Source organism: Vibrio sp. THAF64 (assembly GCF_009363455.1).
In the GTDB taxonomy this organism is placed as follows: Bacteria; Pseudomonadota; Gammaproteobacteria; order Enterobacterales; family Vibrionaceae; genus Vibrio; species Vibrio coralliilyticus.
The window spans coordinates 1,276,328-1,296,821 of record NZ_CP045355.1; the positions used below are offsets into that span (position 1 = coordinate 1,276,328).

Consider the following 20,494-nt stretch of genomic DNA (forward strand, 5'->3'; position numbering starts at 1 on the left):
GCCTCCCTAAGCAGTTTCTTTTCTGAAGAGCTCTCGGAATACTGGGAATATGTCTTCAACGCTGCGAATATTCTTCATTGCAAAGTTGTCGAAGGCACCTTCCAGTTTCTCGTACTCATGCCACAAGGTCTGGTGAGAGCGTCGTGTGATTTCGATGTAGGAGTAGTACTGACAATTTGGTAATAGATTTTTGGTAAGCAACTCACGACAACGTGGAGAGTCGTCGGCCCAGTTGTCGCCGTCAGATGCTTGTGCCGCATAAATGTTCCACTCACCGACAGGATAACGATCTTCAACGATTTCCTTCATCAGTTTTAGGGCGCTGGATACTATTGTGCCACCCGTTTCTTGAGAGTAGAAAAACTCATGCTCATCGACTTCTTTTGCTTGAGTGTGGTGGCGAATGAATACGACATCAACGTTTTCATAAGTACGGGTCAAGAATAAGTAGAGCAATACGTAGAAACGCTTGGCGATATCTTTGGTTGCTTGGTCCATTGAGCCTGATACATCCATCAGACAAAACATTACAGCTTGGCTGGATGGAATTGGGCGTCGTTCGTAGTTTTTAAATCTTAAGTCAAAGGTATCAATGAAAGGGACGGTGTCGATTTTTCGTCTGAGATCTTTAATTTCCTTCTTGAGTCTTTTTTCTTCCAGTAGTTGAGCAGGTTCGCTCATTTTCACTTGATCGAGTTCTTCTTCCAGCTCTCTCAACATACGCTTTTTACCCGCGGTCATTGCCGTCCGACGCGCAAGAGATTGCTGTAAGGATTTTACAATCGCGATGTTGGCTGGCACACCCGCGGTTTGATAACCCGCACGGTGAGTCTTCCACTCTGTAATCTTGTTGATTTGGTTTTTCTCTAGATTTGGCAGCTCCAAATCTTCGAACAGGATATCCAGATACTCATCTTTTGAAATCTGGAAAACGAATTCATCCTGACCTTCGCCATCTGGGCTGGCGTCGCCTTCACCGGAGCCACCGCCCTGACCGCCACCTTTAGGGCGTTCGATTTTATCGCCAGTAATGAACTGATCGTTACCAGGGTGGACACGTTCTTTTACACCACCTTTGCCTTGGTGAAAGATTGGTTCTTTGATGTCTTTGTGAGGAATCGCGACATCCTCGCCTGTCTCGGTATTCGTGATTGAACGGCGATTGACTGCGTCTGCGACAGATTCTTTGATTTGTTCTTTATGACGACGTAAGAAACGCTGGCGGTTTACCGCGCTCTTATTTTTTCCGTTCAGTCGTCGGTCAATAAATTGCGCCATGAGTCACCCCTCTTTTGGTACATGCACTTATCAAGCGCATGCATCTTGTTCGCATCCAATAACCTGCCAGAGAATATGCTCCGGCAGGTACTTCATTGGCTCTCCTCTCTCGTTCAGAGGAAGGTTGTCTCAGCTATTAAGATGATTTACGTACGCGTAAATACCATTCCGATAGCAAGCGGACTTGTTTCTCGGTATAGCCTTTCTCCATCATACGAGCGACAAAGTCGTCGTGTTTCTTCTGGTCTTCAGAAGAGGTTTTCGCATTGAAGGAGATAACGGGTAATAGTTCTTCCGTATTTGAGAACATTTTCTTCTCAATGACAGTGCGAAGTTTCTCATAGCTAGTCCAAACTGGGTTTTGTCCATTGTTGTTAGCACGAGCACGAAGAACAAAGTTCACAATCTCATTACGGAAATCTTTAGGGTTACTAATGCCTGCTGTTTTTTCGATTTTCTCAAGTTCGTTATTTAACGCAGAACGGTCGAATAGTTGGCCTGTTTCTGGGTCACGATATTCCTGATCTTGAATCCAGAAATCGGCATAAGTGACGTAACGGTCAAAGATGTTTTGTCCGTATTCAGAGTAAGACTCGAGGTAAGCGGTTTGAATTTCTTTTCCGATGAACTCGACGTAGCGCGGAACCAGATAGCCTTTCAAGAATTCCAAATATTTCTCAGCGGTTTCTTGAGGGAACTGCTCACGTTCGATTTGCTGCTCAATAACGTAGAACAGATGAACTGGGTTCGCTGCGACTTCGGTTTGATCGAAGTTGAAGACTCGAGACAGGATCTTAAACGCGAAACGTGTTGATAGGCCTGACATACCTTCATCGACACCAGCGAAATCTCGATACTCTTGGTAACTCTTCGCTTTAGGGTCAGTATCTTTCAGGGTTTCACCATCGTAAACACGCATCTTGGAGAAGATAGATGAGTTTTCAGGCTCTTTTAGTCGAGAAAGAATACTGAACTGCGACAACAACTCTAGCGTACTAGGTGAACACGGAGCTTTTGCTAGTTCAGAGTGATCCAACAGTTTCTGGTAGATCTTAACTTCTTCCGCAACACGCAGACAGTAAGGCACTTTGACGATGTAAACACGGTCAAGGAATGCTTCGTTGTTCTTGTTATTGCGGAAAGTTTGCCACTCAGATTCGTTTGAGTGGGCTAATATCATGCCATCGAAAGGCAAGGCTGATAGGCCTTCGGTACCATTGTAGTTACCTTCCTGAGTCGCAGTTAGTAGAGGGTGAAGCACTTTGATCGGTGCTTTGAACATCTCTACGAATTCCATCAAGCCTTGGTTTGCACGACACAGAGCACCTGAGTAGCTGTATGCATCTGGGTCATCCTGAGAATAATGCTCAAGCTGACGAATATCGACTTTACCGACTAGTGATGAAATATCTTGGTTGTTTTCATCACCCGGCTCTGTTTTCGCCACAGCGACCTGATCCAAAATAGAAGGACGCACTTTCACTACTTTAAACTTAGTGATATCGCCGCCAAATTCGTGGAGACGTTTTGCCGCCCATGGCGACATAATTGAACGCAAATAGCGTTTTTCGATGCCATACTCGCGTTTGAGCAGTTCGCCATCTTCACCGACGTCGAATAAGCAGAACGGATGGTCGTTTACTGGGCTTCGTTCGCCGTCTGCTGAAAGCACATAAATAGGCACTTGTTGCATCAGCGCTTTGAGCTTCTCTGCAAGGGAGGATTTACCGCCACCTACAGGGCCGAGCAAATAAAGAATCTGTTTACGTTCTTCTAAGCCTTGTGCGGCATGTTTTAGGTAAGAAACGATTTGTTCAATCGCTTCTTCCATGCCATAGAAGTCTTTGAAGGTTTCATATCGGGAAATGACCCGATTTGAAAAAATTCGGCTTAAGCATGGATCTTGCGCAGTATCGATTAGCTCTGGTTCGCCGATAGCCATCAGTAGACGCTCTGCGGCATTAGCGTAAGCACTTTTATCATCTTTACATAGCGTCAAGAATTCCTGTAAAGATAATTCTTCATCCTTGGCAGCTTCGTAGCGCGCTTGGTAATGGTCGAAAATACTCATAATGAATTCCCCTCTGAACCTGTCTTTATAGACAATCAACCCGCATAGAAAAAACAAATCCTTTCCTATTAAAGACTAGTTGGTTTTTAGAATTTTGCTTAAAAAATATGTGTTTATTTGCAAATTGTGATGTTTGACCACTTGTTGACGATAAGCGGAATTTGAGCCCTGTTAAATGCAAATAAGTTGATATCCTTGGTGTGAATGTATTTTCTTATTGGTATAGTTTTTGCTCATTAAAACAGGTGATTAATCACTCAAGAGGGTGTTGTTTTGGTGTATGTCGTTTCGTATAATGCCACCCAGATGTCCAATCCCATCATAAATTAGGTATTAAATTGAAAACTTCCTGGCTTAAACTAGCGACGGTCACTGCTCTTACGATCGCTCCGCTTGCCCATGCAAAAATTTCTCAATGGTCTTTAGGTGTTGCGGCTTCTTATTCCCCTGCGGTGTACAAAGACACGCCGTCCAATGAAACCGTGATCCCTCTAGTGGGTTATGAAGGTGAGCACTTATTCTTACGTGGGTTTAGTGCTGGTTATCGTCTTTTTCCTGCTGGTTCGCCTCAAAACATCATCTTTCGCGCAGCTTACGATCCACGAACGTTAAAACCGAGTGATTCTGATAATCGCGCTATCCAACAAATGGATGAACGTAAAGCGACTGTTTTAGGTGGAATTAGTTACCAGTTAATCACTTTGGCAGGTGTACTGGAGGCTACAGCTGGGACGGATTTAGGTGGTACTCATAATGGATTATACGCTGAAGCTGCTTGGCGGTTGCCGTTTCGCCAAAAAGGGTGGGGAATTACTCCATCAATCGGATATGCGTATAACAGTGACAAGATCAATGACCATTTATACGGTGTAAGCGCAGCAGAAGCGGCAAGAGCACAGGCATACGACCCAACTTTTAGTGCATTTGAAGCAGATTGGGATGGTCAGTATTTTATTAGTGCTTCTGCCTATTTGCATATTACGCCGAGTGTACGAGTAACAGGTGGGGTTCGTTATACCAACTTAGAAGGGTCGATTGAGAGCAGTCCTCTTATTGAAAGTGGAGTGACAACATCAGCCAACATTGGCATCGCTTACGTATTTTAGTGAGTTAATATGTGAATAATAAAAAGGGTTGCTCAAGAGCAACCCTTTTTTGTATGCGCTCTGATTAAGCATTGAATATCTGTTTTAACTCGTTGTTGCACAGATGGTATTGACGAGGGCAGTTACGCCAAGTGGTTAGCATGCGGCGGTACTTCTCCAGCATCGGCATCTGGGCATTAAAATGGTGGTCGCCTTTATCAAATTGTGAATATAGACCTTCAGAATCGACAAGAAATCGTACGTAATTTACATGCTGGGCTTCTGTTGCAATGTCAAAACCTAAGAACATTAGGCGGCGTTGATCTACGTCGGCTTGCTCCACCTCGGATAGCATCTTTGTAGATTCTTGCATTGCGTGGAACATCTCCATGATATCAATGATTTCGCGACATTCTGCCTCTTTCAGACAGCCAAATTCTTTGTCCAGTTCACGCATCTGAAGCCCGTAACCACGCTCAACGATGGTTTGTAAACGACTGTATTTTGCCGCGTTTTCTGGGTCCATTTGAGACATCAAGTAGTACTGGTTAGATAGGATCAAGCGCTGTGCGTTGGTCATTTCCATGGTGGCCTCACTAAAATAATCTAATACATCTTTAATGTGCTTAGGTTATCTTTTCATTACGCACTGAAACATGATCTCAACACATGTTTATTATGAAAAATGTAAAGAAATTTCAGTTTAAATGGTTACTTCTTGTGGTAGTGGTTGTAGATGTAATCGCGGTCGGAGAAAACACGTAACCACTCTGGTTTGAATACCGCAAACATTGCCATCGTCATTCCATTGAGTAGACCTTCTGGGAACGCTAGAAGAGGAACAAAAACCATATAATTGTCGAATATGGTTTCCCAGTCGTGAGTGCCTTGAACGACATGATAGACAGAGTTGATAATAAGGTGAGCACTACCTGTGAAGGCTCCATTGAAAAATCCAGCAACGAAGATGAACACAAAGATGTTTCTCGGTAAGTATTGATAACTTACCAGAAAAACTAAGTAGCTGATTGATATTGGGAGTAAGCAAGAAAGTAAGATGTATTCAGGTAACTCGCTAAATGCTAATTGTCCAAAGACGGCCAGCAGCAGCGCAACGACGATTGAGATGGCGTAAGCGCTTCGCCAACCATACATTAACGTTAAAGATGTCAGTGCCAGAAAATGGATTGATAAACCTTCCTTCACCCCTGCTTGTGCTGACCACAAAGCGAACAGTGCAAAGATTACGGCAAATGTCAGGTGCTGAAATCCTCTTTCAGCCGAGAGTTTCGGAAGTAATACGCGAAATACATCCTTCCAGATAAAATTCACTGAGAGCAGTATGAAAAACAATGCAAAGAGTTCGGGAAGTAGCAAAATGGCCTCTTAAAAAAATACCAACCGCGATCTGGTTGGTATTTTTTATGAAATGTTTAGTAGATGGTATCAATATTTTACGTTTGAGTGATACTGCTCAAGGATTGAAACGATATTGTCCATGGTTTCTTTGGACGGCGGGTTAACGCCTTCTAGTGGATAATCCAACCCTAGTGCTTCCCATTTGTGGGCTCCTAACTTGTGGTATGGCAAAAGTTCGAGCTTTTCAATGTTGTCCATGTCTTTGATGAACTCACCAAGCATATGTGCGGCTTCTTCATCATCGGTATAACCAGGTACTACGACGTAGCGAATCCATGTTTTTTGGCCGATACGGTGCAAGTAGCGGGCAAAGTCTAAGGTGCGTCGATTAGAAACGCCAATAAAGTCATGGTGCACTTCGTCTTTCATGTGCTTTAGATCCAGCATGACTAGATCTGTGGCTTCAAGTACTTCATCTATGACTTCAGTATGCTTACGAATATAGCCATTGGTATCGAGACAGGTGTGGATTCCTTCTGCTTTGGCGGAACGGAAAAAGTCGCGGACAAATTCAGGCTGTAACATCGCTTCACCACCTGAGCAAGTAACACCACCACCAGATGCATTCATAAAGTGACGATAGCTTTTCGCTTCGTTAATGATCTCTTCAACCGTGACTTCCTTACCACCATGAGTGTCCCATGTATCGCGATTGTGGCAATACATGCATCGCATTAAACATCCCTGCATAAAGACAATAAAACGAATTCCTGGGCCATCAACTGTTCCACAGGACTCGAAAGAATGGATACGACCGGTTGCTGACATGTGCTCATCTCTAATTAGTGATTTGTTCGTTATTTTATTACAAAAAGTAGGGTTTAAATAGCATTTCAGGTTTTTATCATCAAGATTTTACTGACTAATAAAAAAAGCGCACATAGACTAAAATGTATGTTATAAAAATGTTGCCAAATATGGTTTTTATAATAATTAATAAACAAACAGGCTAGGCAAGTTTTAATTGCATCCGATTGATGTTTAAGGATTTCTTATGGATATGCTTGCGCTATCGCAAAAACAGAAAGTCACACTGTTTTTAATTGTACTGACAATAGGATTTGTCATACTCGCAGTGTTTACCTCCTCTAGGCTTACTCAAATGAGTGAGCAGTATCATTCCAGTGGTGATATTTCTTCTGGCTCCATTTCAATCTATCAGACCCAAAGTAAAATTCTTACCTTAAGTAGTGAGCTGGATAATCTAGAGGGCGCTCAGGTCGCGAAAGCAAAACAAGATATTAGCGATATTGTTGAAGCCGTTAACAATGATGTCGCTTTCCTCAATGTACTGAACCTAAAGAGCTATGCCAACGAACTGGAACAAAGTATAGGAGACTTCCAAGCTGCAGCTAATCCTTGGTTAGAGCTCAAGCAAGAACTCGGTTTTAATATCGATGAAGGCAAGCTAGGGGAATTGAAAAAGCTTGCCAATATTATCGAGCAGAAAATTGCTGAAACTGGGATGGTAACGCTCAACTCAGATTTCCAAGCGATGGTTAAGTCACAACAAAACTACTTACTACAACCGAACGAAGAAAACCTAAAGCTGTTCAATCGTGCCATGGGTGCATTCGAAAGCATGTCCAATGTTTACGCCATGTTGGATTTGTATGAGAAAGAGATAGAGCAATACAAAGCGACATTCGTCCGAGTGAGTGAGCTTTCCAAACAATTAGGCAGTGTCGAGCAGCAGCTAATTTCAACCAAGATGCAATTGACTCAACTGATTGCAGCCGTCACAAGTGAATTAGGTGGTATCAGTTCACAGTACCAACTGTCTGCAGAAAAGTCTTCTGAGCAAACGTTATGGTCCATCTTAGTCGCTTGTATCATTCTTGCCGTCTTCACTATAGCTATTTTCATCATGCAGAGCACTTCCTTATCTCGATCTCTGACCAAGACTCGTGAGATTTTGCACAATGTCTCGGCAGGTGATTTGTCGAAACGGATGGCTTTGACTAAGAACCCCAATGATGAGTTTAACCAACTGGCAATCAGTATAAATGAAAGCTGTGAAAACTTGGGTGAGCTGGTCTCTGGTGTGCAATCCAGCGGGCAGGCGTTGTCTGGCAATGCAGTTGAACTTAACCAAGGCCTAGATATGCTGGCTCATCACCAGTCTGAAGTACTGGGGCAGACTCAGTTATTGGCATCTGCTACAGAAGAAGTAAGTGTGACGACACAAGAGGTGTCTAATTCACTGGAATTTGTATCAGAAATCAGTCGTTCTTCTACTGACTCAGCCGAGAAAGGGGCACAAATCATTGGAGCCGCGATTGGCTCGCTTGAAGAAGTTGGTTCGATACTTACATCCGCGGCTGGACATATTCAGCAGTTGGAAGAAGCGTCTTCCAAAGTCGATTCGGTCATGGACATTATCAACGGCATTGCAGAGCAAACCAACCTTCTGGCTTTGAATGCGGCAATAGAAGCGGCGCGAGCAGGTGAGCAGGGACGTGGGTTTGCCGTCGTGGCAGATGAAGTTCGTAGTTTGGCGGTAAGAACCGTTGATGCGGTTGCCGAAATTTCTGAAACCATAGACACGATGAAAAAAGAAAGTGCTGAAGTTATCCAGTACATTGGTCAATCTGAAACGTCGATGCGAACAGGGCAGGAAAAAGGCCATGAGGCGATGCAAGCACTGCGCACCATTACAGAAAAAGCCGATGAAGCTTCGCACCAGACAGACGTCATCTTTGCGTCCATTAAAGAATTAGCAACGACCAGTCAATCTATGGCAGACAGTATGACTCAGATTTCCAGTGCAATGAAAGAGTTAGAAGAAAACAATGAACAACTGCGCTCTGTCAGTCAGGTAGTGGAGCAGAGAGCTGGCAGCCTTAATAGTGACTGCCAGAGGTTTACGATTTAAAAGAAAGCATATAATGCGAGGCCACCTGTGCCGTACATTGAATCTTTTGCTTCTTTGTAGTCAGGAGTTTTCGCTGTAGCCGTAACGGTTGCACCAAAATGCTCGTTATACCAAGCAAAGCCAGCCACCGCGCTGGCTTGTTTCTCTTCTAGAGTTACATCATAGATACTTGGGTTATCACCGTTGCGATTAGCGTAGTCGACCACACCCGAGCGGTCGCCTTCAATTGTGATGTCGTTAAAGCGGTAGCGAGCTTCAATACCACCAAATATAAACCAACCACCTTGTGAAGCGCCTAGCATACCTGCGCGGAATGGGTTTTCATTATCAATGTTTGCCGCTCCCATGCTTCCCGCTAAGTCCGTTCCCCAACGGAACATGAAGCCTGTTGATACATCACTGCGGAAATTACCAGCGTTCACTTCGGAAACGTTTGAAATCTCCCAGTCTGTATTTGCGATGGCGCGTTCACGCCAAAGATTGAAGTGGCTAAGGTAACCAAGGCTACCAACAAACTCGTCATCAACCTGATATGCCCAACCGCGAGGTTCATCAGATCCTGTAATGCCGTGAACGATATCTTGTGCTTGATCCGCGAGTGAGCTTTCACCTGTCGTACCTAGTGTAAGATTGAAACGTTGCGCTTGCTGAGGATGAAGGCTGATGTAGTTAAATTCAGCATGGAGATAACCAGCATAAGGTCGGTCATTTACCATTGGTGTGGTGGCATTAATGTCTGACGGTGTATACATTTTGTGGCCAAGTGTAAATTCGTACTTGTCCAGAGAGGCGCCGCCCCAGAATGATAAGCTCATGGGGTTAGTCAACCAATTGGGTGTAACAGCGCCCGAGGTATAGGTGAGAAACAGTCCGTTGGTATAATCCTGATCGACACCAAATACGCCATCATTATCAATTGAAAACGATACGGTTGAGCGCTCGGAAGCTACAGCACTTGAGGCTAACAGTATCAAAGGAAGAGTGCGTAATAGGTTCATTTCAATACATCATTTCTGAATGGAGCCTAGATATTACTCCATATCGTATTCATCAGAGAGGAAAGAAAGAAAATTGAAATATAAATGTGGCTTGAGTCTAACTTTTGATTTGCTTCGCAATAAAAAAGCCCCGCTTAATTAAGCGGGGCTTTAAAGTCAATCAACCAAACTTATAGTGATTCGGTGAAAGTACGCGCGATAACGTCTTGTTGCTGTTCTGCAGTCAGAGAGTTAAAGCGTACAGCGTAACCAGAAACACGAATAGTTAGCTGTGGGTATTTTTCAGGGTGCTTAACAGCGTCTTCTAGAGTATCGCGGTTAAGTACGTTCACGTTTAGGTGCTGACCACCTTCGATACCTGCTTCGTGGTGGAAGTAACCGTCCATCAGGCCAGCAAGGTTAGCACGCTGTGACGTCTCTTCTTTACCCAGTGCGTTTGGCACGATAGAGAAGGTGTAAGAAATACCATCTTTCGCGTGAGCAAACGGCAGTTTACCAACAGACGTCAGAGAGGCTACCGCACCTTTTTCATCACGGCCATGCATTGGGTTTGCACCTGGAGCAAACGGAGCACCTGCGCGACGACCGTCTGGCGTGTTACCTGTTTTCTTACCGTATACAACGTTAGATGTAATAGTAAGGATAGACTGAGTAGGAACAGCATCGCGGTAAGTCTTAAGCTTACGGATCTTGTTCATGAACACTTCTACCAGTTCACAAGCAATGTCATCTACGCGAGCATCGTTGTTACCAAATTTAGGGTAATCGCCCTCGATTTCGAAGTCGACTGCAACACCATCTTCGTCACGGATTGGCTTCACTTTCGCATGTTTAATTGCAGATAGTGAGTCTGCTGCGATAGATAGACCTGCAATACCACAAGCCATAGTGCGGTAAACGTCGCGATCGTGTAGAGCCATAAGCGCAGACTCGTAAGAGTACTTGTCGTGCATGAAGTGGATGCTGTTTAGGGCAGCAACATACTGCTTCGCTAGCCAATCCATGAAGTGGTCTAGGTTGTTCCACACTTCGTCGAAGTCTAGTACTTCTGAAGTGATCTTAGGCATTTCTGGACCAACTTGCATCTTCAGCTTCTCATCAACACCACCGTTGATTGCATAAAGCATAGTTTTCGCAAGGTTAGCACGAGCACCGAAGAACTGCATTTGCTTACCAACAACCATTGGAGATACACAACAAGCGATTGCGTAGTCGTCTGACTCCATGTCTGGGCGCATTAGATCGTCATTTTCGTACTGGATTGAAGAAGTATCGATAGATACTTTCGCACAGAACTTCTTGAAGCCTTCAGGTAGTTGCTCAGACCATAGAACAGTGATGTTCGGCTCTGGAGAAGGACCCATAGTGTATAGAGAGTTTAGGAAACGGAAGTTAGTACGAGTAACTAGCGTACGACCGTCAAGACCCATACCACCCATAGATTCTGTTGCCCAAATTGGATCGCCAGAGAATAGGTCATCGTACTCAGGAGTACGTAGGAAACGAACCATACGTAGTTTCATTACGAAGTGGTCGATCATTTCCTGAGCTTGTTCTTCAGTGATCTTACCTGCAGCAATATCACGCTCGATGAAGATATCTAGGAACGTAGAAGTACGACCTAGAGACATAGCCGCGCCGTTTTGAGACTTAACAGCCGCTAGGTAGCCAAAGTAAGTCCACTGGATAGCTTCTTGTGCAGTTTCAGCTGGACGAGAGATGTCACAACCGTATTTCTCAGCCATCACTTTCATTTGGCCAAGTGCACGGTGCTGCTCTGCGATTTCTTCGCGAAGCTGCATAGTCATTTGAAGATCTTCGCCATTCTCAAATTTCTCTTGTAGAGAAGCGAATTGAGCTAGCTTGTCTTTAATTAGGAAGTCGATACCGTACAGAGCTACACGACGGTAGTCACCAATGATACGACCACGACCGTATGCATCTGGAAGACCAGTCAGAACACCAGATTTACGACATTTTAGGATGTCTGGAGTGTAGATATCGAAAACACCCGCGTTGTGTGTTTTACGGTAATCTGTGTAGATTTCTTTGATCTTAGGATCAAGCTCACGACCGTAAACCTTACAAGAACCTTCCACCATACGAATACCACCGTTAGGGATGATAGCGCGTTTTAGTGGGGCGTCAGTTTGAAGACCAACGATCGTTTCCAGATCTTTGTTGATGTAGCCTGCATCGTGAGCAGTGATGGTAGAGATAACTGAAGTATCAAAATCAACAGGTGCGTGAGTCGCGTTTTCCTGTTTAATACCTTCCATTACCTTTTCCCAAAGCTTATTTGTTGCTTCAGTACCTTCAGAAACAAGGAAAGATTCGTCGCCTTCATAAGGTGCATAGTTCTTTTGAATGAAATCACGAACGTTTACTTCGTTTTGCCAGTCACCTTCAGCAAAACCTTCCCAAGCTTTAGCAAATTGCTCTGCCATGACATACCTACCTTTTTAGTAGAAAAAACACGTACCTTTCTAACCATTGAGCTAGTTAGTTTTCCTTTACAGGAGCGGTACACTCTTTATGAATAACAATATGTATAGTCTCTAAAATCGATCATTGTGTGCGTTTTAAACTATAAATATTGTCACTAACTTTTACATGGTTTCTTATTAACTTGGTTTCAAGGTTAAACTAAAAAAAAATTGCAAACCTTAAACTAAATCAATAAATCCTCAAAAAAGTCGATAAAAAGAGGGTGGCATAGCTTGCCACCCACAAATTTTTTGAATTTCTATAGCCAGGCTTTAATGCCGTATTGGCCTTCAAGCATACCGACTGCCAGCATCGCAATCAGACAGATTACAAGCACGCCCACTGGAATGACGATTTTATCGACGAAAGACAAGCGAGCTGCACGTTCTTTATCACCAATCAAGCCATTGTTATCCAGAAGCATAGTCAATGCCCAAGCCAATACTGGGTTAACGACAGCAGAACCAAAGATACAGATACCTGCGGCTTGGGAGTCTTTCGAGTCTTTAACCATCTGCATACCTGCTTCAAGTAGAGGCAGCGATACACCAACAAGCAATGCTACACGCATCACAGGTGGCCATACAGCGATGTCCATCGGGAAGCCAAGAATTGCAATGATCATCACTAATAGGCCAAGAAGGATTGCACCGCCTGGGATAGGACGTTTCGCAATCGCAGCTGGGATCATGTAAGTGCCCCAAGATGACGTAATATTACCGCCACCCACGGCTGTACCAACCATCTGACGAACAGAACACATGGTCATAGTGTCGTCTACATCCATCAGTACTTTTTCTGTCTTTTTAGGGTAGTTCAGTTCTTGGAAGATACGATGACCTAAGAAATCAGGAGACCACATAGCGACAGCCAGAATGGCGAAAGGTAGTGACGCAATGAAGTGCTCCATGTTTGGTAGCCCAAGCATCCAACCTTCTTCGGTACTGCCCCACCAGTAAACTGGGTTTAGGTTCGGTAAGCCAGTTTCTGTGACGAACTTGATGTCAAAGCCTGCGCCAAGCACGAGTGCAATCGCTAAGCCTGTAAATGCACAAACGGGAATAGCAAGCCAACGTTTGTTTACTTTTGCCAAAAACGCATATAGAGCGATGGTTACGGCCAAGACAATCAGACCAACATAGCCCATGCTACCTGCGGCTACTGTGTCCGATTGAAGACCTACAGCCCAAGCTTGGATAGAGTTTATCTGGCTCATAGTGCCGGTGAGGCCTAGGAATATCAGTAATCCACCTGCAGTACCTTCTGACGTGAGGTTTACTAATTTGGAGCCGCCTTTCAGGAAGCTCAGCAGTAAACCGAAAACACCGATCAGGATAGCCAATGCAAGAGGGTGTGCGCCAGCTAAAGCGATGGTGCCGATAAGAGGGATCATTGGCCCGTGGTTACCTGCGAGGTTTGCTTTCGGGTTGATGAAACCAGACGCCAATACACAGAATAGAAGGGCAGGGATGAGCATTTCTACTCGTGCCACCTCAATAGCGAAGTCCTTGCCTAGGTTGATGTGATCCCAAGCAGCGGTCAGGCCTTCAGCCCAAGACATCATTACCGCTGAGTACATCGCGATAATACCGATAGTGCCGGCTAGCGCGGGTACTAAGTCTTCGAGCTCGAAACGGAAGTCACGACCAGGTAAGTTTAAACCGAAGCGACGAGGCTTCATGATCTGAAGTTCATGATCTAGATAATCTGAACGGCTCTCAAATTCGGAAGCTGGGCGGTGCAGCTCACGATAGCTCTTGTTTTCGATATCCGAATCAGAGTGCGGTTTATTGACTGCGTCTGACATAGATTCCTCATATTCTAAAAAGTTAATGATTCTTCAAAGAGTCGCCCGTAATTATTGTGGGTGGGCGATCTTATAAAAACCTGACTTAGCGTCCTGCATTTGGGTCCTTGAGCTATCGTCTGTGGAGCGCATTTTACGTGCTTAAGCATAGACGATAGAAAAGACAAAAATTCGCTTATTGAGGCTTTTATCTTTGACGCGAGTGTAACGCGCTACCCCTAAGGAGTGATTGATTTAGATCACTTTATGAAAGAATGTGAAAGAAAACTACACAGCTAAGGCCGTATAAGCGAGTCGTTGAATTGTAAAGTGAAAATTATTTTCACATTGTGAGTTTTATGACTTTCGATTGGAGGAAAAACAGCACTTCAATTTCCATTATTGAGAGAATTGTTGAGATAGATCTGGTTTTTATAAAAATGTTAATTTATCACTTCGGTAGATAATATGTTTATTAAAATGATTTATGCGTATTATGGAGCGAATTACTCTATAAAATGAATGTTTACTCATATAAAGTGGCTATATATCCCTAAAATGAAGGTTAATAATTTGTTGCATGTTGGTCTGGGGAGTGCTAGTTTGTAGCGAAATGTGGGTGGAACCCAGCAATTAGCCGGCGGAAAAGCCGTTTATCGAGTCGGCAATTATAATAAAGACAGGGAGTATTAGCGCATGAATGATGTACCAGCGCTGGACATAAAGGAACTGCACAAAACATTCGGGCAAAATGAAGTCCTTAAAGGTATCTCGCTTGAGGCACACAAAGGGGACGTTATCTCCATTATTGGTTCATCAGGTTCAGGTAAAAGTACCTTCCTAAGATGTATCAACCTTCTTGAAACGCCTACTGAAGGTGAAATTTGGGTTAACGGTGAGTTGATTCAAATGAAAAATAATCGCCAAGGTGAGGCTGTTCCTGCCAATGAAAAACAAGTACAGCGTATCCGTTCCAGACTTGCCATGGTATTCCAAGGTTTTAATCTCTGGTCACATATGACGGTGCTTGAAAATGTCATAGAAGCACCCGTGCATGTGCTAGGCGTACCAAAAGCTCAGGCTTTGGAAAATGCTGAACTTCTGCTCAAGAAAGTAGGTCTTTACGAGCGTAAAGATTACTACCCAGGCCATTTATCTGGCGGCCAGCAACAACGTGCAGCGATTGCGCGTGCATTGGCTGTCGATCCTGAAGTCATGCTATTCGACGAACCTACCTCAGCACTTGACCCAGAATTAGTCGGTGAGGTGCTAGGTGTAATGCGAGATCTGGCTGAAGAAGGTCGAACCATGCTGGTTGTAACGCACGAAATGGCGTTTGCACGCGATGTTTCTAACCATGTCATGTTCTTGCACCAAGGTCTAGTGGAAGAGCAGGGAGACCCTGCTAAGCTCTTCACTAACCCAGACTCAGAACGTCTACAGCAGTTCATCTCATCAATTTACTAAGCTTGCTCTTATAGCAGGCGAAAGACAGACACAATACAAGATAAAAATCACAATCACAGGAGTATGGAAATGAAAAAGTGGTTAGTAGTTGCAGCTTTGGCTGCTACGGCAGCAACAGGTGTAGCTCAAGCGAAAGATTGGAAGACAGTTCGTTTTGGTATTGAAGGTGCGTATCCTCCATTTAGCTGGACGGAGGCTGATGGTTCTCTTAAAGGCTTCGACGTAGACATGGCAAATGCTCTATGTAAGGAAATGCAGGTTAAATGTAAGATTGTTGCACAAGACTGGGATGGCATTATTCCTTCTCTATTAGCGCGTAAATACGACGCCATCATCGCAGCAATGTCTATCACTGAAGAGCGTAAGAAGAAAGTTGATTTCACGGGCAAATACGCTCTGATCCCTAACAAATTCATCGCGAAAAAAGGCGCCGGTCTAGATTTTGACAACCTAGATGGTCAAAAAATCGCGGTTCAACGTGCAACAACTCACGATAAGTACCTAACTGATAACTACGGTGACAAAGTTGAGATCGTACGTTACGGTTCTTTCGACGAAGCATACCTTGACCTAGCAAACGGTCGTGTTGCCGCTGTTCTTGGCGATGCATCTGCACTTGAAGAAGGCGTACTAAATAAAGCTGGTGGTGAAGCTTACGAATTTGTTGGCCCGTCACTAACGGATCCAAAATGGTTCGGTGAAGGTTTTGGTATCGCAGTACGTAAGCAAGATAAAGATCTTACTAAGAAGCTAGATGCTGCAATCCTGTCTCTACGTGAGAAAGGTGTTTACCAAGAGATTGCTGCTAAGTACTTCAACTACGACGTTTACGGTCAGTAATCATCGGAAAGCGACCGCTGGTTCTAGTTCCTAGAAGTAGCCAGCGGTCGAATTATATCTATGGCTTGTTGATTGCTCTTAAGTCAGTAAGCAAGCTTTGAGTCTAGGGATCAGGAACTCACCTATGCTGGATTTACAAGGATACGAAGCCTCTATATTTAAAGGGGCCATAGTGACCATAGAAGTAGCGCTGCTCTCGCTGCTACTTGCGATGGTTTTAGGCATGCTGGGCGCATTGGCAAAAATGGCGCCGTACCGCTGGGCACGCGCAATTGCAACGCTTTACACCACAGTGATTCGTGGTATTCCCGATTTAGTTTTAATGATGCTGATTTTCTTCGGCGGACAAATTCTTCTCAACAACGGCTTGTATGCCATTAATGAATCTTTGAATGAGTGGTTTGCTTCAAGCGACCCAAATCATGAATGGACGTCTTATCTACCAGATTACATTGATGTGAGCCCATTCGTTGCTGGTGTTTTGACCATTGGCTTCATTTTCGGTGCGTACATGGCGGAAACGTTCCGCGGTGCGATTATGGCAGTAGACAAGGGCGAGCTAGAAGCAGCGAAAGCTTATGGCATGAGTCCAGTACTGGCATTCCGACGCATTTTATTGCCGCAGATGATTCGCCACGCGCTGCCGGGTTTTGGTAACAACTGGTTGGTACTGCTTAAGACAACCGCACTGGTTTCCATTATCGGGCTGGAAGATATGGTGCGTATGAGTTCGCTTGCCGCAGGCTCAACGAAAATGCCATTCACTTTCTACATGGCTGTTGCAATCATTTTCCTTTTCTTCACCAGTGTCTCAACGGGCTTACTCAAGCTAGTCGAACGCAAATTCAGTATTCATGCGAGGTAAGAAATGGACTTTTCACTGATTATCGAAAGTTTGCCAATTTATCTTGATGGGTTATGGACGACGGCATGGCTGGTGGGCTTAGCTCTGATTATTGGCCTTTGCGTCGCGATTCCTCTTGGTGTGGCGCGTAATAGCACAAATTACTTAATTAATGGACCGAGCTGGGCATTTATCTACTTTTTCCGTGGTACACCGTTGCTGGTTCAGCTCTACCTGATCTACTACGGTATGGATCAGTTCTTCCCAGTTAAAGATACTTTGTGGGAGAACGCATGGTTCTGTGCGCTTGTGGCGTTTGTGCTTAACACATCAGCGTATACAGCAGAAATCATTCGAGGATCGATAAACGGCTTACCGAAAGGTGAGGTCGAAGCCGCTAAAGCGTATGGTATGGGAACATTTATGACTTACCGCCGTATCATTTTGCCGAGTGCATTACGCCGTGCATTACCAGCTTACAGTAATGAAGTCATTTTCATGCTTCACGGTAGTGCCGTTGCAGGTATTGTCACGATTGTTGACCTTACCGGTGCAGCACGCTTGGTAAACTCTCGCTATTATGCGCCGTTCGAATCTTTCCTCACTGCAGGACTGTTCTACATGGCACTGACGTTTATGATTCTCTGGTGCTTCAAGTTAGCTGAGAAGCGATTCCTAGCGTACTTGAGACCGCTGAGCTAATCGTGGTTCAAAACCTAAAAAGGCTTCCGATTGGAAGCCTTTTTTGTATCTGGAACTCATCAACTGAGGATAATCAACACTGTTCCCGCGAGTGTCATCAGAATATTTGCGATAGCGTAAGTTCCTGCATAACCCAGTGCTGGAATGGTCGATTTAGCATAATCGTTAACGATATCCATCGCTGGTGCGCAGGTTCTAGCACCGATAATGGCACCAAACAGCAGTGCTCGGTTCATTTTCAAAATATAAGCACCCACAAGGTAAGCAAGTGCGACAGGAACCACACTCACAAGGAATGATAGACCGATGACCTGTGGGCCAACCTGCGCTAAGTGCTCAAACATCTTACCGCCAGCACTTAGGCCAATACCGACCATAAAGAACATCAAGCCGAGATCTTTGACCATATTCAGCGCGCCCTGAGGAACATAGCCGAACGTAGGGTGGTTAGCTCTTAAGAAGCCTAGCGTAATACCAGAGAGTAGAAGGCCAACCGCGTTACCTAAGCCAAACGAAACTTGACCAAAGGTCATGGTGATAAGGCCAAACATGATACCAAGGATGAAGAAGCTGCAGAAAGCCAACAGATCTGCCATCTGACTGTGAATCGAGATGAAGCCGATTTTTTCTGCTAAGCCGTGAACGCGGCTCTTCTCGCCACTCACTTGCAGCACATCACCTTTAGCTAGGACGATGTCTAAATCCATCGGCATTTCTATCTGCGCGCGTACTACCCGGTTAAGAAAACAGCCATATTCGGACAGGTTCAGGTCTGACAGGCGTTTGCCCGCGATGGAATCACTTTTTACGACGATCTCTTCTTCGACAATCCGCAAATCCAGTAGATTACGGTCGAACACCTCTTTGCCGTTTCTAAAACTAGGGTCTAGTCGCGCATGACTATCTGGGAAGCCAACCAGTGCAATCTCATCACCTTCTTGGAGAATGGCGTCCCCATCTGGGTGGGCGAGAATGCCGTTTCGACGAATACGCTCAATATAACAGCCAGTTTGTCGGTAAATACCGAGCTCTCGTAGGTTCTTACCGTCAATCCAGTCGATCAATTCCTGACCGACGCGGTAAGCTCTAATGATTGGTAAGTAAACCTTTCGTTGCCCAGTACTGCCTAAACCACGCTCTTGAGCAATTTGCTGAGCAGAATCGGATAGATTTTGCTTTTGAAGTTTTGGTAGCAGCTTGGCGAATGTGATCATACTGATCAAGCCAATCAGATACGCCATAGCGTAACCAACGGACAAGTTTTCAATAACTTGTGAAAAATCCATACCACGCGGAGTGGTGGCTAAACCGGAGTTGAGCGCATCTTGCGCACCTACTAATACAGGGGTCGCTGTTAGCGCGCCTGCCATCATCCCTGCTGACAAGCCAAAATCTAATCCCATGCTGTGGCTAGCGAAATAAGTGATACATAACGCGGTCGTTAGCACCACCATGCTTAGGATGAAGTAGTGTTTACCATCCCTGAAGAAAATACCGAAGAAGTTTGGCCCTGCCTCGATACCGACACAGTAAATGAAGAGCATAAACCCAATGGTTAAAGCATCGGCATTAAACGTAAAGCCAAGGTGTCCCATGATGAGAGAGGTAAGTAAAACACCTATTGAGTTGCCAAGCTGCAGATTTCCAAAACGAATTTTTCCGATAGCTAAGCCAGTGGCGAGTACTACAAAGATGAGGAGGATGGGGTTTTGCTCAAGCAAATTTACAACGTCGATGTTCACGGGGCAGCTCTTATGTCAGTGCCAGAGGATAAGTTAAGTGTGCGAATTGTATCTGAATATTGCAAAATGATAAGTGAAAAATTTTATAATTTACTATTAGCTGACTTGGGCTACGAATTCACAACATTGATTTAATTTAAAGTAAAAAAAAGCCGCTTATTACAGCGGCTTTCTTTCAATTTGGAACGATTACTCGTCGAAAAGACCTAGGTGCTCTTTCGCATAAGCTTCGAAGTCATCGCAGCCACCGATGTGCTCTTGATCTACGAAGATTTGAGGAACAGTTTCAACTGGCTTACCTACTGTTTTTTCAAGGTCAGCTTTTGAGATACCTTCTGCGTGGATATCAACGTAACGGTAGTTGAAGTCGTCACGCTTTGCTTTTAGTGTTTCTGCGTGCTCTTTTGCGCGTACACAGTATGGGCAAGCTGGGCGACCAAAGATAACTACGAACATATTGTCTTTCTCCTTTATTTTGTTACGTGCAACTATGCCCGAATCAAAGTCGGAAATAAAGTCGCAATTACCTCTTGGTTTGATAGGTAAAATCTATTGATTGATTTTTGCCTGTAATCTATACAATTTTACCAAATAAGCGACATAATTAACTCGTGGAGTTGCTCGCGAAAGTCTGATTTTTTATGAGGTTAATCATCACAAATTGCACTGTGTCAATTTAATTCTTCCCGCTTCAAGGCACTCTATTGAAAGTCATTAGCAAGGAGTGTTCGGCTATGTTCCAGTTCATGACTTATCCTTTCTTCTTCTATACCCCGTGAGACCTGCTATTCCCTTTTCTTCCAGTATCTTACGAAAATCAGCTAACACGATAGTTATCGAATTTTAACGGTGTTTTTCATTGGCTGTCGCCACTTTGTCGCCACTTTTATGTCTCGTTGA

At 44.4% G+C, this 20,494-nt stretch carries 16 protein-coding genes; 6 read left to right on the forward strand and 10 right to left on the reverse strand.

Annotated features, from left to right (window positions below):
• Nucleotides 1–6: 6 nt before the first annotated feature.
• Together FIU99_RS05740 and FIU99_RS05745 are read right to left on the reverse strand one after the other, a co-directional pair.
• Complete coding sequence (locus FIU99_RS05740; protein WP_006959054.1) at nucleotides 7–1,278, reverse strand: YeaH/YhbH family protein; 1,272 nt, start codon at nucleotides 1,276–1,278, stop codon at nucleotides 7–9.
• Between the two features lie 136 nt (nucleotides 1,279–1,414).
• Nucleotides 1,415–3,349, reverse strand: coding sequence for a PrkA family serine protein kinase (locus FIU99_RS05745; protein WP_006959053.1), 1,935 nt, complete (start codon nucleotides 3,347–3,349; stop codon nucleotides 1,415–1,417).
• Between the two features lie 338 nt (nucleotides 3,350–3,687).
• Here FIU99_RS05745 and FIU99_RS05750 point away from each other — a divergent pair, with 338 nt between their 5' ends.
• Nucleotides 3,688–4,455, forward strand: a complete 768-nt coding sequence (locus FIU99_RS05750) for a MipA/OmpV family protein (protein ID WP_006959052.1) — start codon at nucleotides 3,688–3,690, stop codon at nucleotides 4,453–4,455.
• 64 nt (nucleotides 4,456–4,519) lie between these two features.
• Here FIU99_RS05750 and FIU99_RS05755 read toward each other — a convergent pair whose 3' ends face one another.
• From FIU99_RS05755 to pflA, 3 genes are all read right to left on the reverse strand, one after another.
• Entirely contained in the window at nucleotides 4,520–5,020 is a 501-nt protein-coding gene (locus tag FIU99_RS05755) for a YfbU family protein (RefSeq protein WP_006959051.1), read from the reverse strand.
• Between the two features lie 125 nt (nucleotides 5,021–5,145).
• Nucleotides 5,146–5,766 (reverse strand): energy-coupling factor ABC transporter permease, encoded by a 621-nt coding sequence (locus tag FIU99_RS05760; protein WP_236612175.1) that lies wholly within the window; start codon nucleotides 5,764–5,766, stop codon nucleotides 5,146–5,148.
• Between the two features lie 114 nt (nucleotides 5,767–5,880).
• A complete protein-coding gene (pflA, locus tag FIU99_RS05765) occupies nucleotides 5,881–6,621 on the reverse strand; it encodes a pyruvate formate lyase 1-activating protein (protein WP_029236135.1) in 741 nt (246 codons plus the stop codon).
• Between the two features lie 226 nt (nucleotides 6,622–6,847).
• Here pflA and FIU99_RS05770 point away from each other — a divergent pair, with 226 nt between their 5' ends.
• On the forward strand, nucleotides 6,848–8,728 hold the full coding sequence (locus FIU99_RS05770) for a methyl-accepting chemotaxis protein (RefSeq protein WP_006959048.1): 1,881 nt from the start codon (nucleotides 6,848–6,850) through the stop codon (nucleotides 8,726–8,728).
• On the opposite strand, the gene FIU99_RS05775 is transcribed toward FIU99_RS05770, so the two are convergent.
• The 3 genes from FIU99_RS05775 to FIU99_RS05785 form a co-directional block, all read right to left on the reverse strand.
• Nucleotides 8,725–9,726: a lipid A deacylase LpxR family protein gene (locus FIU99_RS05775; protein WP_039951642.1), complete on the reverse strand. Its 1,002-nt coding sequence runs from the start codon at nucleotides 9,724–9,726 to the stop codon at nucleotides 8,725–8,727. The genes FIU99_RS05770 and FIU99_RS05775 overlap by 4 nt on opposite strands.
• A 170-nt stretch (nucleotides 9,727–9,896) precedes the next feature.
• A complete protein-coding gene (gene pflB / locus FIU99_RS05780; protein ID WP_006959046.1) occupies nucleotides 9,897–12,173 on the reverse strand; it encodes a formate C-acetyltransferase in 2,277 nt (758 codons plus the stop codon).
• A 299-nt stretch (nucleotides 12,174–12,472) separates the two neighbouring features.
• Nucleotides 12,473–14,020, reverse strand: a complete 1,548-nt coding sequence (locus FIU99_RS05785) for a DUF3360 family protein (RefSeq protein WP_006959045.1) — start codon at nucleotides 14,018–14,020, stop codon at nucleotides 12,473–12,475.
• 675 nt (nucleotides 14,021–14,695) lie between these two features.
• On the opposite strand from FIU99_RS05785, the gene FIU99_RS05790 reads away from it, so the two are divergent.
• From FIU99_RS05790 to FIU99_RS05805, 4 genes are all read left to right on the forward strand, one after another.
• Nucleotides 14,696–15,466, forward strand: coding sequence for an ABC transporter ATP-binding protein (locus FIU99_RS05790; RefSeq protein ID WP_006959044.1), 771 nt, complete (start codon nucleotides 14,696–14,698; stop codon nucleotides 15,464–15,466).
• A 69-nt stretch (nucleotides 15,467–15,535) separates the two neighbouring features.
• Nucleotides 15,536–16,306 (forward strand): ABC transporter substrate-binding protein, encoded by a 771-nt coding sequence (locus FIU99_RS05795; protein ID WP_006959043.1) that lies wholly within the window; start codon nucleotides 15,536–15,538, stop codon nucleotides 16,304–16,306.
• Between the two features lie 124 nt (nucleotides 16,307–16,430).
• On the forward strand, nucleotides 16,431–17,171 hold the full coding sequence (locus FIU99_RS05800; protein ID WP_006959042.1) for an ABC transporter permease: 741 nt from the start codon (nucleotides 16,431–16,433) through the stop codon (nucleotides 17,169–17,171).
• A 3-nt stretch (nucleotides 17,172–17,174) separates the two neighbouring features.
• Nucleotides 17,175–17,852 (forward strand): ABC transporter permease, encoded by a 678-nt coding sequence (locus tag FIU99_RS05805; protein WP_006959041.1) that lies wholly within the window; start codon nucleotides 17,175–17,177, stop codon nucleotides 17,850–17,852.
• Between the two features lie 59 nt (nucleotides 17,853–17,911).
• Here the strand turns inward: FIU99_RS05805 and FIU99_RS05810 are convergent, their stop codons facing one another.
• Nucleotides 17,912–19,594 carry an aspartate:alanine antiporter gene (locus FIU99_RS05810; protein ID WP_006959040.1) on the reverse strand — a complete coding sequence of 561 codons (1,683 nt, stop codon included), beginning with the start codon at nucleotides 19,592–19,594 and terminating at the stop codon, nucleotides 17,912–17,914.
• A gap of 189 nt (nucleotides 19,595–19,783) precedes the next feature.
• The gene (locus tag FIU99_RS05815) at nucleotides 19,784–20,050 is read right to left on the reverse strand and encodes a GrxA family glutaredoxin (protein ID WP_006959039.1); all 267 of its coding nucleotides are present in this window, start codon (nucleotides 20,048–20,050) and stop codon (nucleotides 19,784–19,786) included.
• Nucleotides 20,051–20,494: the final 444 nt, after the last annotated feature.